General features: G+C 38.8%; 13 protein-coding genes, 1 pseudogene and 1 other annotated feature. Of the genes and pseudogenes, 3 read left to right on the top strand and 11 right to left on the bottom strand.

Features of this window, described 5'->3' with window-relative positions; translation table 11 throughout:
- Positions 1-112: 112 nt before the first annotated feature.
- The 8 genes from AB3I72_RS05885 to AB3I72_RS05850 all read right to left on the bottom strand — a co-directional run bounded on the left by AB3I72_RS05885 (position 113) and on the right by AB3I72_RS05850 (position 8383).
- The gene (locus AB3I72_RS05885) at positions 113-724 is read right to left on the bottom strand and encodes a YktB family protein (RefSeq protein WP_061100893.1); all 612 of its coding nucleotides are present in this window, start codon (positions 722-724) and stop codon (positions 113-115) included.
- A 34-nt stretch (positions 725-758) separates the two neighbouring features.
- Positions 759-1316: a GNAT family N-acetyltransferase gene (locus AB3I72_RS05880; protein ID WP_368023692.1), complete on the bottom strand. Its 558-nt coding sequence runs from the start codon at positions 1314-1316 to the stop codon at positions 759-761.
- An 85-nt stretch (positions 1317-1401) separates the two neighbouring features.
- On the bottom strand, positions 1402-2622 hold the full coding sequence (pepT, locus tag AB3I72_RS05875) for a peptidase T (RefSeq protein ID WP_002354968.1): 1221 nt from the start codon (positions 2620-2622) through the stop codon (positions 1402-1404).
- A gap of 21 nt (positions 2623-2643) precedes the next feature.
- Positions 2644-4287 carry a peptide ABC transporter substrate-binding protein gene (locus tag AB3I72_RS05870; protein ID WP_113793085.1) on the bottom strand — a complete coding sequence of 548 codons (1644 nt, stop codon included), beginning with the start codon at positions 4285-4287 and terminating at the stop codon, positions 2644-2646.
- A 49-nt stretch (positions 4288-4336) separates the two neighbouring features.
- Positions 4337-4582 (bottom strand) — a binding site (T-box leader).
- Positions 4583-4729: 147 nt separating this feature from the next.
- Positions 4730-5683, bottom strand: a complete 954-nt coding sequence (locus tag AB3I72_RS05865; RefSeq protein ID WP_368023691.1) for a siderophore ABC transporter substrate-binding protein — start codon at positions 5681-5683, stop codon at positions 4730-4732.
- A gap of 38 nt (positions 5684-5721) precedes the next feature.
- A complete protein-coding gene (locus AB3I72_RS05860) occupies positions 5722-6477 on the bottom strand; it encodes an ABC transporter ATP-binding protein (protein ID WP_002354962.1) in 756 nt (251 codons plus the stop codon).
- Entirely contained in the window at positions 6474-7439 is a 966-nt protein-coding gene (locus tag AB3I72_RS05855) for an iron chelate uptake ABC transporter family permease subunit (protein WP_002371665.1), read from the bottom strand. The genes AB3I72_RS05860 and AB3I72_RS05855 overlap by 4 nt, the downstream gene beginning before the upstream one ends.
- Positions 7436-8383: an ABC transporter permease gene (locus AB3I72_RS05850; protein WP_002394759.1), complete on the bottom strand. Its 948-nt coding sequence runs from the start codon at positions 8381-8383 to the stop codon at positions 7436-7438. Before AB3I72_RS05850 ends, AB3I72_RS05855 begins: the two co-directional genes overlap by 4 nt.
- A gap of 184 nt (positions 8384-8567) precedes the next feature.
- Here AB3I72_RS05850 and AB3I72_RS05845 point away from each other — a divergent pair, with 184 nt between their 5' ends.
- A complete protein-coding gene (locus tag AB3I72_RS05845) occupies positions 8568-9020 on the top strand; it encodes a YueI family protein (protein ID WP_002383256.1) in 453 nt (150 codons plus the stop codon).
- 210 nt (positions 9021-9230) lie between these two features.
- Here the strand turns inward: AB3I72_RS05845 and AB3I72_RS05840 are convergent.
- Both AB3I72_RS05840 and gshAB read right to left on the bottom strand, forming a co-directional pair.
- Positions 9231-9358: pseudogene (locus AB3I72_RS05840) on the bottom strand (putative holin-like toxin).
- Between the two features lie 162 nt (positions 9359-9520).
- Positions 9521-11791, bottom strand: coding sequence for a bifunctional glutamate--cysteine ligase/glutathione synthetase (gene gshAB, locus AB3I72_RS05835; RefSeq protein ID WP_002354955.1), 2271 nt, complete (start codon positions 11789-11791; stop codon positions 9521-9523).
- A gap of 170 nt (positions 11792-11961) precedes the next feature.
- Between gshAB and AB3I72_RS05830 the strand changes: the two genes are divergently transcribed.
- Positions 11962-12462 (top strand): cysteine hydrolase family protein, encoded by a 501-nt coding sequence (locus tag AB3I72_RS05830; RefSeq protein WP_002378961.1) that lies wholly within the window; start codon positions 11962-11964, stop codon positions 12460-12462.
- Positions 12463-12807: 345 nt separating this feature from the next.
- Positions 12808-13704 (top strand): YitT family protein, encoded by an 897-nt coding sequence (locus AB3I72_RS05825; protein ID WP_002365354.1) that lies wholly within the window; start codon positions 12808-12810, stop codon positions 13702-13704.
- A gap of 50 nt (positions 13705-13754) precedes the next feature.
- On the opposite strand, the gene AB3I72_RS05820 is transcribed toward AB3I72_RS05825, so the two are convergent.
- The gene (locus tag AB3I72_RS05820) at positions 13755-14153 is read right to left on the bottom strand and encodes a VOC family protein (protein WP_002354951.1); all 399 of its coding nucleotides are present in this window, start codon (positions 14151-14153) and stop codon (positions 13755-13757) included.
- Between the last annotated feature and the right edge of the window lie 25 nt (positions 14154-14178).

Below are 14178 nucleotides of genomic sequence, written 5' to 3'. Positions count from 1 at the left end.
AAAAGCTCACAATGTTAGTGTTGAATACTAACATTGTGAGCTTTTCTCATTTTTGACGCTTGTACAATTAAATAAAATAACACCAACGCAAAAAAATAACTGTCTGTTTCTCTTATTGGGCAACAGCCAATTGGTACAATGGCAGGAGTTGTTGGTAGGTTGCCAACATATAAGCGCGTGCTTTTTCAGGGCTTTGCCATAAAGCACTATCTTTGGGAATGATGCGCCCGATTTCAAATTCCCCTTTTTTTACATCTCTAAAACGAGTTAAGGCTTTTTCTAAATCCGTCTCCGTCAACGGAGTAATCTGAGGAACCGTGTGATCCAAAGAAACATACGTATCTTCTGGTAATGCTTGGAATAATTGCTGATTCTCTAAAAAGGCTTGCGCAATCTGCTTTTCATTTTTAGGATTATCAATAAATGACAACCACATAAACACATAGTCGCCCCAAATGCCTAATTGAAAATGCGGCTGCATTTTATAGCCGCGCTTATTCGGACTGAGTGCGGACCAAGTATTTTCTGGTGGATACACGGTGCGACGGCGATGTTGCGCAATATGGACAAACAACTCCGTTCCTAGTTCAGGCGCTAGTTGTTCGGCAAAATACGTGTCTAATTCTTGAAAAATCGGTTGAATTTGCGCACGGATAGCCGCCATTCGTTCATCTAATCCAGCAACTTCAAAGGCTGCGAATTCTTTTTCTGTAAACATCAACATTTCTCTAATTCCTCTCTCAACTTGTCTTCCGCTTCTATTTTTGTCGGTTTTGCCATGTTTCCAGTGTCATCCCACGGTAAACCTCTGTGACAATTTTCCCTTTACTAATTCGGGCATTGGGCAGTGTTCCTTCGTAGGTAAAACCAATTTTCTCCATGACACGACCAGAAGCTGGATTGTCTTGATCATGTAAAGCAAAGATTCTCATGAGTTTCATTTTTGCAAAACCCAGTTCAATTAACGCCGTCGCGGCTTCAGGCATGTAGCCATTGCCCCAAAAGGCACGGTTCAAGACATAGCCTAATTCTCCAATATTATTGGTTTCATTGACCCGCAAATCAATCGTGCCAATCATTTTACCTGTTTCTTTCACTTCAATCCCATATTTTCCTAAAGGTTCCCCCATAAAATATTTCGCAATACTGGCTCTTGTTTCTTCTTTGGTTTCATTTTTAGGAAACACAAAACGCGTCGTTTCCTCATCTGAAGCATATTCGTACATATCTTCTGCATCGGCTAATGTGACAGGTCTTAAAATCAAGCGTTCGGTTTCAATTCGTTGGTTTTCTGCAAAAATCAATGGATAATTCATGAGCAAAACTCCCTACTTTTCTACATACTTTACAGAAAAACAGCGAAACACGCAAGGAAAATCGGCATTTTCCTTGCGTGTTTCTTTAATTAGCGTTTAGGCGAATGATGGCAATGATTGTTTGAACAGCTTTGGCCATTGATTCAACGGTAATAAATTCATATTGCCCGTGAAAATTCTCGCCGCCTGTAAATAGATTAGGCGTGGGAATGCCCATGAAAGAAATCTTAGAACCATCTGTCCCGCCACGAAATGGTGTGATGATTGGTTCAATGTCACAACTTTCCATTGCTTGGACGGCCAATTCTACAGGCGTCCAATCTTTTTCGATGATTTCCTTCATATTATAGTATTGGTCTTGGAAAGTAATTGTTAGTCTGGGTTTATCCGCCAGCGCATTTAAACGTTGGACTTGTTTTTCCAAAAATTGCTTTCTCGCTTGAAAGTTTTCTTGATCATGATCCCGAATGATATAGACAAGTTCTGCTTTTTCAATACTTCCTGTAAATTTATTGAGTAAATAAAATCCTTCATTTCCACGTGTTTGTTCTGGTACTTCCTTTTGCGGCAGTGATTGATCAAGTTGTTCGCCTAATTTAATGGCATTTACTAACGAACCATAGGCCGTTCCCGGATGGACACTGGTTCCCTCAATTGTTATCACAGCTTGCGCAGCGTTAAACGTTTCATACTCGAAATGCCCCACGCGGCCACTGTCGATTGTATATGCAAAAGCGACTGGGAAGTTCGGCGCATCAAATTGATCGGCCCCGCGTCCAATTTCTTCATCTGGACCGAAGGCGAGCCAAACATCCCCCCGCGCTACTTCTGGATGTGCCAAAAAATACTCAACAGCAGCTAAAATCTCGACAATTCCCGCTTTGTCATCTGCTCCCAAAAGTGTGGTTCCGTCTGTAGTAATCAACGTTTCCCCTTGATATTCTTTTAAATTGGGAAATTCAGCAACTGATAAAACGATGCCTTGTTCTTGATTCAAAAGGACATCTTGACCATCATAATTAGTGATGACTTGGGGACGGATATTTTCTGCTGAAAAATCCGCCGTATCCAGATGTGCAATCAAGCCGATGCTCTTCGCTGCAGGTTGGTTACCAGGCAACCGTGCCGTTAAAAAACCGTTTTGTTCGTTATAATGCACATCGGCCAAACCTAATTCATGAAGTTCTGTTTCAATCATTTTGGCTAAAACCACTTGACCGACCGTCGTCGGTGTGGTTTGACTGTTGGCATCTGAACGGGTGTTAACTTTCACGTAAGTTAAAAATCGTTCGACTAATTTTTCCATTTTTTACTCCTTCTTCCTGAATCATTCTGTTAAATAGGCATTGCGCAAGTGGAAATAATCCCCATACAAGTGATAACTAATGCCTTTCAATTTAGGATTGATTAGATAATTTGAGGCACTTTGATACAGCGGTACTTGGGCAGCATCTTGGTTCAACAAGATGTCTTCCGCTTCTTTGTATTCTGCAAACTGTTTCTCTGGATTATTGGCATTAATCGTTCGCGCATCTTCTACTAGTTGGTCGTATTTGGCATTATGATAATTGCCATAATTGTAACTTGATTCTCCCGCATATAAGTTAAAGTAAGAGTCTAATTCACTACTGCCGGCAATCCATCCTGAAAGAGACAACTCATAATTTTTTTCACGTCGTGATTGGTTCACATTATTACTTGGTTGCGATGAAATGGTAATTTCTAAACCTGGCAGATTTTCTTGTAACTGACTTTGAACATATTCAGCAATTCGTTTTCCTTGATCTGTATCTGCCGCCAGCAAGGAAAGTTTCACTTTTTTACCGACATCCGCTTGGGCTTTCGTCCATTCAGCTTGAGCTTTTTTGATGTCATTTTTCAAATATTCGCCACTGTAAGCTCGGAAATCTTCATCTGTTTCTGGGTTCGCATAAAGTTTACTTGGAATCAATCCGTTAAGCGGTTTTGACCCATCATTTAAGACACTTTGTGTTAAGGCTTCTTTATCAATTGCTTGGCCAATCGCTTTTCGTAAATGAACATTCGCTAATGGCGTTCCTTCTTTTTTGTTGAAATCTAAGAAGTAGTTGGCCACATCTGGATGACTGACATAACCTGGATCCTCTTGATATTGTTGAACATATTGGCCGTTAATGCGAACTAAGTCTAGTTCATTCGCTTGATATAAGTTAATCCCAGTATTATCTTCTTTGATTGTGCTAACCGCAACTTCTGCCAGTTTCACTTGATCCGCATCATAGTATTCTGGATTTTTTTTCAATGTCCAAGTATCTGAAGTCGCATCCCAATTGGCTAGCGTAAATGGCCCGCTATAAAGTAAATGTTCACTATCCAAGGCGTAATCTTTGCCTTGCGCTTCGACAAATTTTTGATTTTGTGGCGCTAACCATGCAATCGAAACGACTGCTAAGAAGGAAGGTTGAGCCTGTTTTAATTCAACAATGAATTCTTTGTCATTAGGGGCTGAAATCCCTAATTCATCGACTGACTTTTCACCGTTGCGTATTTCAAAACTATTTTTAACACTATCTAGTAAATAGGCATTCGGTCCAATCGTCGCTGGTGTCACCAGTTTTTTCCAAGAATAAACAAAATCTTGGGCCGTGATTGGCTCGCCGTTGCTCCACTTAATCCCTTCCCGTAAGGTAAAGTGGTACTTGCGCCCATCGTCACTAATCTTGACATCTTTAGCTAGAGCTGGCACCGTGGCACTATCATCATCAAACCGATACAGGCCTTCAAATAAATGTTGCGCCATTGTAAAGGTATTTTTATCTGTTGTTTGTGTTGTATCCAATGTTGAGATTGGTGCAGGTGAACTAATACTGATTTTTTGTTCAGCTGCTAAATTTCCCGAATCTACTTTCTCTGCCGCTTCTTTGGTTCCGCCACATGCGGCTAAAAGAAACCCTGTTGCAATCAAACCTACTACTTTTTTCCCCAATTTCATGTTGTTGCCCCCTCATATTTTTTAAACAAATAAAAAAAGCATTCGTCCTAAAAAGGACGAATGCTTATGCAATCGCGGTACCACCTTTGTTGATCTCTTCGCTAAAAAAGATCCGCTCGTTTCCAGTACAATCATACTGTAGCGCTATAACAGGCGCACCTGAATTGGTTTAAGCGAACGGCTTCAACCAACCTGTTCAAAGGCCATTTTCCCCTTTAACGTCACTACCTCTTCTCACCAAACGAGGCTCTCTGCAAGCTATTTTAAAAAGTACTTTCCTTCTCATCACATTTTGTTCTTTTATTTGTTTCATCAATCATACTGATTTACGGATAGTTTAGCAAACATTTTCGAGGCCGTCAACCACATTTTTAATTTAAAACTTTTTTGTTTTTCATCAAAAAAAGAAAAGAGGTTTCAATTCCTCTTTTCTAAAACAATTTTACTCTAATCCTTTTTTAACATCTTCTATCATCAAATGCATTGATTCTAATCCACCACCACTTAGATACCAAACATCTGGTTGAAGCATAATGACTTTATCATTTTTACCAGCATCGGTTTTTTGAATCAATTCGTTTGCAGCGACGTTATCTTTTGAATCGTCGCCACCAATTGCTTTGGTACGATCTACCACAAAGAGAATCCCAGGATTTTTTTCTAAAACATATTCGTAAGAAACACTTTGCCCATGAGTGGAAGCTTCAATCTTATCGTCTGCTGCTTTGAAGCCAAATGTATCATGAATTAAACCGAAACGAGAGCCTTTTCCGTAAGCGGAAAGTTGTCCTTCGTTAACTAACACAACAAGCGCATTATTCGCGCTAGCTTCTGCTTGTTTTTTCACGTCAGTAATTTCTTTTTCTAAGCCGGTTATTTTTTCTTTGGCTACCTCTTCTTTATCAAAAATAGTGCCTAACGTTTCGATATTTTGTTTCGTTGATGCCCAAGGATTTTTGGCATCTACAGCTAAGTAAATGGTTGGCGCAATGGCTTTTAATTGTTCTTGATAATCTTGTTGACGACCAGAGATAATAATTAAGTCTGGTTTTAGTTGATTGATTTTTTCTAAATCTGGTTCTTTAATGCCGCCTGCTGATTCAACTTTTTGGTATTTTTCCAAATACGCAGGGATATTTTTGGTTGGCGCACCTACCACGCGGTCACCGACACCTAGTGCGTCCATTGTATCCAAGGAACCATTATCAAAAACAACGACTTTCTGAGGATTTTTGGGAACGGTTAATTGACCATTGGTGTCTTTGACTGTAACTTCCGTTTTGGCTGTTGTTTCCGTTGTTGCAGAATCTGCTGTTTTTTTATTTGTTTGACAAGCACTTAACATTAACAGTCCCATCATTGAAACTGCCATCATTGCTAAAAATTTCTTTTTCATTTTTTTCCTCCAAAAACGTTATTTTTAAATTGCCCGATTTAGTGATAAAGACAAAAGCGTTTTCCTTCAATTTCACAAATCCGGATATTCATTTCATAAAGATCATTTAAAATACTTGTTTGAATAACTTCCTCTGTTGCGCCATGCGCATAGAGCTTGCCGCCTTTCATGGCGACAATTTCATCTGCATAGCTTGCGGCAAAATTAATATCATGTAGAACAATCAGAATCGTTTTTCCTAGTTCATCCACTAAGCGTTTAAGAATCTGCATCATTTGAACCGCATAATTCATGTCGAGGTTGTTTAAGGGCTCATCCAATAAAATATAATCGGTATCTTGGGCTAAAATCATGGCAATATACGCCCGTTGTAATTGGCCCCCAGAAAGGGTATCAATGTATTCTTCTGCCATTTCAGTTAAGCCCAATTGTTCCAGTGCTTCTGTTACTTTTTCATGATCAGCGCTTTTTAAGCGACCTTTGGAATAAGGAAAACGACCAAAATTGACCAGTTCTCGCACAGTTAATTTAAGTTGTACACCGTTGGCTTGTTTTAAAAGGGCAATTTTTTGTGAAAAAGCCGATTGCTTCCAGGTTTTTACTTCTTGCTTGTCCAGATAAATTTCCCCGGTATCTTTGGGAATTAAGCGACTCATCATGGCTAGCAGCGTACTTTTCCCAGCGCCATTTGGCCCAATAAAGGCCGTTAATTTGCCTTCAGAAATAGGTAAATCAATGTCTGAAACGACAAATTTATCGCCATATTTTTTTGATACATCACTCATCTGGATCATGTGCGTTGCTTCCTTTCTGCAATAATTTTCCATATAAAATAAACGCCTCCAACAAATTGAATCACCACACTGAGCGGGGTATTCAAATGAAAGACCTGTTCAACCATCAATTGACCAAACACCAGTAAAAAGACTGCTATTAAACTCCCTGCCACAAACAGTTCTCGGTGGCGATAGGTTTTCATGAATTGATAACTCATATTGGCCACGATAAAACCTAAAAATGTAATCGGTCCCACTAATGCTGTTGATAAGCCGACCAGACTACTGATCAAACACAACAACACTAATTGAAACTGATTCACAGCAATCCCCAAATTCTGGGCTTGATGGTTCCCTAAATGTAAAACGTCTAAACGGTAACTTTCCCGCCAAAGTATCCCACAAATCATGAGCACCGCCACACCAACGAAAACGAGATACTGACTATTGACGTTACCGAAACTGGCAAACAACTTTCCTTGGAGTAAGTCGTATTCGTTAGGATCCATAATCACTTGTAAAAACGTACTAATACTACTGAAAAAAGTACCTAAAATCATGCCAATCATCAATAATAAAAATAAATCGGATTGATTTTTGCGTAATAGAAAATACGATAAACTAGTACTTAAAAACACCATTAAAAAGACGTTCATCAAAAACGAGCCAAGACTTACTTGACCTAACGCTTGTGCGCCTCCTAAAAGAAAAAATAACACCGTCTGCACAAAGACATACAAGGAATCCATCCCTAAAATGTTTGGCGTTAGGAAATGATTTTGCGTGACTGTTTGAAAACTAATAGTTGAAAAAGCCGCAGCGATTCCGACAAAAATAAAAGCCAATAACTTTTTCCCTCGTAACGCCAAAGCAAAGGACCAATTGCCATACGTGTTATAAGTTAAATAACAAAGACTCACAATTACTACGGCAGCTAAAAGCAAAAGTAATGAAAGCCATTTTTTTAAAGGCCGTTTCATCGTTTGCGCCCCCTTAGTAATAATAAAATGAACAAAATGCTCCCTAATGTTCCGACAACCACGCTGACAGGAATTTCATAAGGGGCAATCAATACTCGTGCTAAAATATCACAGATTAACAAGAACAAACTCCCACAAATCCCAGTTAACCACAAGGTATTTTTCATATGATCGCCATAACGTAAAGACACGAGATTGGGAATCACAACCCCCAAAAACGGAATATTCCCCACCATCAATAAAACGATGGCACTTGCTAAAGCAACCAGCGTCAAACCTAAAAACTGAATTCGCTGGTAATGGACGCCAAGACTATTTGCAAATGCTTCACCCATACCAACGACAGTGAAATGATAAGCAAATAAATAAATAACAAACCACAAAGGAATCATTAAGAATAACCATTCATAATTCCCTTTCATAACTGTGGAAAAATTTCCTTGTAACCAAGCAGACATATTTTGAACCAATTGGTATTGGTAGGCAAAAAATGTGGCAATTGAGCCTAGAATGTTACCAAACATCACGCCCACCAAAGGGACCATCACTTGATTCTTACTTGGTAATAATCGAATGAGCGCTAAGAATAATAAGGTCCCGCTTAGCGCAAAAATAAAAGCAATTGCCGTTCGATAGAGAAACGGAGCTGTTGGGAAAAATAACATTGCAACTAAAATACCCAACCTTGCACTATCGGTTGTTCCAGCGACACTAGGAGCGACAAATTTATTTTGTGTGAGTTGCTGCATAATCAATCCAGAAATACTCATCGTACTACCAGCAATGATTAAACTCAACGTGCGGGGAACACGGGTGGTAAATAAAACAAATTGTTGCTGCGCATCTAATTGAAACAACTGAGAAAGTGCAATGTCCTTCACCCCTATCACTAATGACAATAAGCTGAAAAGTAATAGTAGAACAAACAAACCAATCTTTTTCATGAGAAAACTCCATTTTTATTTAATTGAGAATGATTCTCATTCTTAATTACAGTGTATGAGAAAACCATCACAAATGCAACCACTTTTTTTCCTTTCTTAAAAACTTCTTCTCAAGCCGACTGACCAACGACTTATCTAAGATATGCTATAATGGAGGGAAACGTTAGGAAAGGAGTGTTACTGAATGGCGAATGATGACTTACAACAACGTCTGGATAAAGGAATGTACGGTACGCCCCTCGTCAATCCTGAAGAACAACACAAATATATGGGCACATTTCGTGAACGCTGCCGTCTCTCCATGACCGTCGCTGAAATGAAAGATGCACAGAACCAACAACATTTATTAGAAGAATTAGCGAAGCATCCTGAAGTTACAGTACTTTTAAACGGAGAAATCTCTTCTGACCTGCAAAGTACCTATATTAAATTATTAAATCAGCATGGCGCAACCTTTAAGATTGTTAACAATTTTGTGGAGAACAACCCTGACTCTCTCGGCTTACTGTTAGCTGAAAAACATGCAGTCGATGAACCTGTGATTGACGTTACAGAAAAATATCCTCAAGCAACCGAAACGCCAAAAGAAGAGCCAAAAGCTAAAAAAGGCTTCTGGCAAAAACTATTTCACTCATAAAAAGCTCAAGAAAAGTTATGAGTCATTGGATTGTTTAAACATAAGTTATGAGCGCTTCCATTTATAATAGAATTGTGCTATTATAAAGATGAAAAAGAGAGGTATGCGGGTACATACCTCTCCTTTATACCAACACCAGTTATAAGAACTGGTGGCTTACTGAGTTAAGTTTTGAATCTTAACCGTTCGGCCTACGAAGCTTGTGAACGGTTATTTTTTATTGTTTTTCGTTGCTTCAAGGATACCGAAAATCAGTAACGCAACAAGGGTTGCAAAACTAATCATCAATTCCAATGCCGCTTCGATTGACAAAAAATGCTCCTTTCGTTAAAGTGCATCGGATACACATAGGCATCACCTGCCTCTCTAACTCAGAGCCACCGTCATACAACTTTCATTGGTAATAGCTTTAGTATAACCTATTGGGTTCACCAAGAAAACGTTTTTATAAAGAATACCGCCAAAAAATCTATTATGAATTTTTTGGCGGTATTCTTTTTTTATTGAACCACTTCTGGGTATAAAAGTTTTAAAACGTCCATTGTCAAGCGTCTACCCTGTCCAGCGTATGGATACACATGCATGTGCATGGCTGGATTAAAGTTCGCTTCGATAATCCCGTACGTTAAGCTATCACGTGTGCCTTTTACGTCTTTGTCAGGAATGATTAAATCAATGCCACAAATTTTGGCTCCTAAAGCAGCTACGGCCTCAATGGCGATTTGTTTATAACTATCATCAATGACATCGGTCATATCAATCGAATCCCCGCCCGTGCTAACATTAGAATTTTCTCGCAAGTACACGATTTGCTCTTTTTCTGGCACAGAATAGATAGTTAAACCTTGTTCTTTCAACATTAGTTTTTCTAAATCATTTAACTGGATTAATTCTAGTGGTGCACGGTGATTGGTCCCCCGCAATGGATCACTATTTTTAGCGGCCACCAATTCTTCTACAGTGTGTTTGCCATCTCCGGTAACATTGGCTGGCACGCGCAACATGATGGCTTTTACATCATTATCTAACACAAAGAACCGATATTCTGTTCCAGGTAAAAACTCTTCAATTAAAACCGCTGTGTCCTCTTTAAAAGCAATCCGTAACGCTTCCGTAAAGTCTTCCAACGAAGCGCCTTCTTTAAAAATGGTAATTCCTAAACCGTAATTCGTTGATTTTGGTTTCACGACAAACGCTTTATTGGCGTAGCGTAAATGTGCTTCTTGTGCCTCAATAAAAGATGAAAATTCTTCACCGCCAGGCACATGGAACCCTGCTGCAGACAAAATTTTCTTTGTCACGGTTTTGTTTTCCATAATCAATGGTACCACGTAGTTATCTTTGCTAGTCATGTTGGCATTTTTGACGTATTCAATGTGCTCGCCATGTTGCAGTTTCAAAAATTGCTCTTGTTCATCTAAAATTTCGATTTCCAAACCTTTTTGAATCGCATCAAACAAGAAAATTTGTGTGGATAATTCCATCTCACGGAAACCAGCTAATTGATAAGGGCGTTCAAAGGCCATACTTTGATATTGGTTTCCAAAAATATTTCCCAGTTCACTGTTGGAATTTTCTTGAATAATCGTCCACATTTTGCCAGAAACGGTGTCTTGTGGATTCCGCAGTTGTTGATAATACTTACCGACAACTTCTTTGCCTTTGCGAATGCCTAGAGCATCTAACATATCAATCATTTCTGAAAAAATCCGATCGCCTTCTGCAATTAACTTAATCGTTTCATGAGGATGACCAAGAGCCACTTGTTCATTAAAAATATCGCCAGTTTTTACCCATTCATCCGCTTCTTCTTTTTCATCTGTCCACAATAAATACAACATGAAATAATGTAAGAAATCCACAGTATCTTCCACAATGCCTAAACGTGAAAAAGGATTTAAGTCTAAATTACGCAACTCGATATAGCGAATACCTGTTTTAGGCAGATCAGACATTTGTTTCCCGCCACGTAAGCGCACAGGCGCATAAAATTCTTTTTCTTCAGAAAGTAAACCATTTTCCACCATGCGATGAATATCTTCTAAATAGCGTTCCAATGAGGCATACGATACTTTCACATTGTCATGATTTCTGTAGCCATACGTACTATTCCGAATACTGCGAATGGGTTCTTGCGGTTGGTCGTCATAGACCCTAAAGTAGCCGTCTTCACTAACTGGCGAAGCCCCAAAAAGATACGTAATTAACCAACGATAACGTAAAAAGTTACGGGCAACTTTCATGTACACTTTCGTTTTAAATTGTTTGCAATCTGTCACTTCGGATTGTTCATCATATAATTGCTGAATCAGGGCTTGGTCATATTCAAAATTAAAATGAATTCCGCTGACCATTTGTTTTCGTTTGCCATACTCTTTTGCCAAATAACGACGATATAACACCGCATCATATTGATCTAATTTAGCGATTTTAATCTCTTCATCTTTTGTTGGTAATTGTGGCGGCATACTTAATGGCCACAGCATTTCATCTTCTGGAATCGAACGACGAGCCACATCGTGAATGGCATCTAAAAAACGAAGCATTTCTGTGCCGCTATTTGCTACAGGCGTGATTAGTTCTAATTGTGTTTCACTAAAATCTGTTTGAATATATGGATGATAAGAACGGTTACCAAAAACCGTGGGATGATCAGTTGTCGCTAAAAGCCCTTCTCGTGTACTACGTTGGTTTTCTTTTTCTAAACCAAAACGAGCCATCAATACGTAAGGACGAACATTTTTCTTTTGCATTAATTCTCTATAATTCATCTTGTCGCCTTTCTTTCTACAAACTATCTGTTTCTCTTACTATTATATAGGAAAACGAGTAAATATGCTGTTTTTTTGAACGTTCGCTTGAGAATTTTCGAGACACTTTTTGAGAGCGCCTTTTTCCGTTATACTGAAAACAACTAGTTTATAGAAAGTGGGGATTGCTCATGAAAAATCGTGCATTACTTTTAATTGACTTTCAAAAAGGCATCGAAAGTCCGACGCAGCAATTGTACCGTCTACCAGCAGTGTTGGATAAAGTCAATCAGCGTATTGCTGTCTACCGCCAACACCATGCGCCCATTATTTTTGTTCAACATGAAGAAACCGAATTACCTTTTGGCTCAGACTCTTGGCAACTTTTTGAAAAGCTGGATACACAACCCACAGATTTTTTCATCCGAAAAACACATGCGAATGCCTTTTACCAAACAAATTTAAATGATTTATTGACGGAACAAGCCGTTCAAACGTTAGAAATCGCTGGTGTCCAAACCGAGTTTTGTGTGGACACTACAATTCGGATGGCTCATGGTTTAGGCTATACGTGTTTGATGACACCGAAAACCACTTCCACCTTGGATAATGGACATTTAACCGCGGCACAAATTATCCAACATCATGAAGCTATTTGGGCTGGCCGCTTTTTGACTTTTTTGAGCCTGTGACAAAAATCACTTTGGATTTTTGTTCCGGGCTCAAAACCTGATAAACGGCGGGAACAGAACCAACTCCTTCGGGAATAAGCCGAAATTCTCCAAAAATTAAAGAGCAATTTTCGAAAATTTCTTCTTATTTCTCGGAGCTAAACGGTTCTGTCCCGACCTCTTTTCCAAAAAATTGTTTGTTCACTATGTTTTCTTGCCGTATTTCATGTTAGTATAAGGAAAAAGTGTTCAGTTGATTAGTTGAAGATTTAGAGTGTGGGACATAAGTCGATTAGGCTTGTCTCTCATGTTCTGTCTTTTTTTATGTCATCATTCACTAAACTAATAAATAATTGGAGGTATTTTATGAACAAATTTTTTACAGCCCAACGTTTAAAAGACACCGCCTATGTAACAGTCGGTGCATTCATTTTGGCCATTTCAATCAATGCGGTCTTATTGCCAAATAAACTTGTCGCAGGCGGAGCCAATGGCATTAGTATTGTTATTAATTATGTTTTCGGGATTAGTCCCGCCATTGTTCTTTACGCCATCAATATTCCTCTTTTAGTGCTTTGTTTCCTACTTCTTGGGAAAGAGGTCGGTGTCAAAACCATTTATGGCAGTCTTATTTATCCATTTTTTGTAGGAATTACTTCAGGGATGCCTGTTTTAACACATAATATTTTTCTAGCAGCATTATTTGGCGGTATTATTACAGGTGCTGGCCTAGGCTTGGTTTTCCGTGGCAATGCTTCAACTGGTGGGACAGCAATCATTTCACAAATTGTCAATAAATACTTCAAAGTTTCCTTAGGTATTGCTATTTTATTCGTCGATGGTTTAGTCATTTTATCAGCAATGTATGCTTTTAATGCAGATATTGTGCTATTCTCTTTAATTTGTTTATTTACAATTGGTCGTGTCGTTGACATGATTCAAGTTGGTCTGGTTCGATCGAAGAATGTGATGATTATTTCACCAAAATATGTCGCTATTCAAGAACGCTTATTACGTGAACTAGATAAAGGTGTGACCTTGGTGCCAATCGAAGGCGGTTATCGAAGCGCGAAAGGCATGCTTTTAATGACCGTCATTCGTGAAAAAGATTTTCCCCGCTTAAAAGAAGCCATTCTTGAGATTGATGAAGAAGCCTTTTTGATTTCAATGAGTGCAAGTGAAGTCTACGGAAAAGGATTTAGCTTGAAAAAAGTAGCTGATTCTTATGGTGTTGAAGCTACTAATGCCAATAATTTACAATAGTTTTTTGTAGGAAAAGAGCCGCAAAATCTGTAGAGATTTTGCGGCTCTTTTTACATCTTCATCCAGACAGGTTCTAAGCTATTGCCATCCAAATCTTGCACTTCTAAGCCATACATTTGCTCTTCTGGTATTCCCATATCAACTCGGTAGCAGTTGCCTCCGTTAGCTTTGGCGGTTTCGCCAAACTGTTTTACGGCTTCGGCACTCTCTAAACTAAAGGAAATTAATGCCCCACTGGTTGTTTGCGCATCAATAATTTGCTTTTCTTGGATAAATTTTCCATAAAAGTCATGGTTCAACAACATAATCCAAAATTGATCATCCCACATCATCGAACTAGCTTCCTCTGTTGAAAATTCCTCGTTCTTTTTGAATCCAAGTTTTTCATAAAATGCTGTAGAACGTTGGACATCCGCTACTGGGAAGTTAACAAAAACCATTGTGCCCATGTGATTCATCCCTTTCTTTTAATCA

Source organism: Enterococcus sp. GC34 (assembly GCF_040886645.1).
In the GTDB taxonomy this organism is placed as follows: Bacteria; Bacillota; Bacilli; order Lactobacillales; family Enterococcaceae; genus Enterococcus; species Enterococcus faecalis.
This window is presented reverse-complemented; position numbering and strand designations above follow the sequence as displayed.

Coding starts and splice junctions, on each gene's coding strand:
- AB3I72_RS05860 (WP_002354962.1), bottom strand. CDS start 6,477: ATGATCCAGATGAGTGATGTATCAAAAAAATATGGCGATAAATTTGTC.
- AB3I72_RS05850 (WP_002394759.1), bottom strand. CDS start 8,383: ATGAAAAAGATTGGTTTGTTTGTTCTACTATTACTTTTCAGCTTATTG.
- AB3I72_RS05870 (WP_113793085.1), bottom strand. CDS start 4,287: ATGAAATTGGGGAAAAAAGTAGTAGGTTTGATTGCAACAGGGTTTCTT.
- AB3I72_RS05820 (WP_002354951.1), bottom strand. CDS start 14,153: ATGGGCACAATGGTTTTTGTTAACTTCCCAGTAGCGGATGTCCAACGT.
- AB3I72_RS05845 (WP_002383256.1), top strand. CDS start 8,568: ATGGCGAATGATGACTTACAACAACGTCTGGATAAAGGAATGTACGGT.
- AB3I72_RS05865 (WP_368023691.1), bottom strand. CDS start 5,683: ATGAAAAAGAAATTTTTAGCAATGATGGCAGTTTCAATGATGGGACTG.
- AB3I72_RS05855 (WP_002371665.1), bottom strand. CDS start 7,439: ATGAAACGGCCTTTAAAAAAATGGCTTTCATTACTTTTGCTTTTAGCT.
- gshAB (WP_002354955.1), bottom strand. CDS start 11,791: ATGAATTATAGAGAATTAATGCAAAAGAAAAATGTTCGTCCTTACGTA.
- AB3I72_RS05825 (WP_002365354.1), top strand. CDS start 12,808: ATGAACAAATTTTTTACAGCCCAACGTTTAAAAGACACCGCCTATGTA.
- pepT (WP_002354968.1), bottom strand. CDS start 2,622: ATGGAAAAATTAGTCGAACGATTTTTAACTTACGTGAAAGTTAACACC.
- AB3I72_RS05880 (WP_368023692.1), bottom strand. CDS start 1,316: ATGAATTATCCATTGATTTTTGCAGAAAACCAACGAATTGAAACCGAA.
- AB3I72_RS05830 (WP_002378961.1), top strand. CDS start 11,962: ATGAAAAATCGTGCATTACTTTTAATTGACTTTCAAAAAGGCATCGAA.
- AB3I72_RS05885 (WP_061100893.1), bottom strand. CDS start 724: ATGTTGATGTTTACAGAAAAAGAATTCGCAGCCTTTGAAGTTGCTGGA.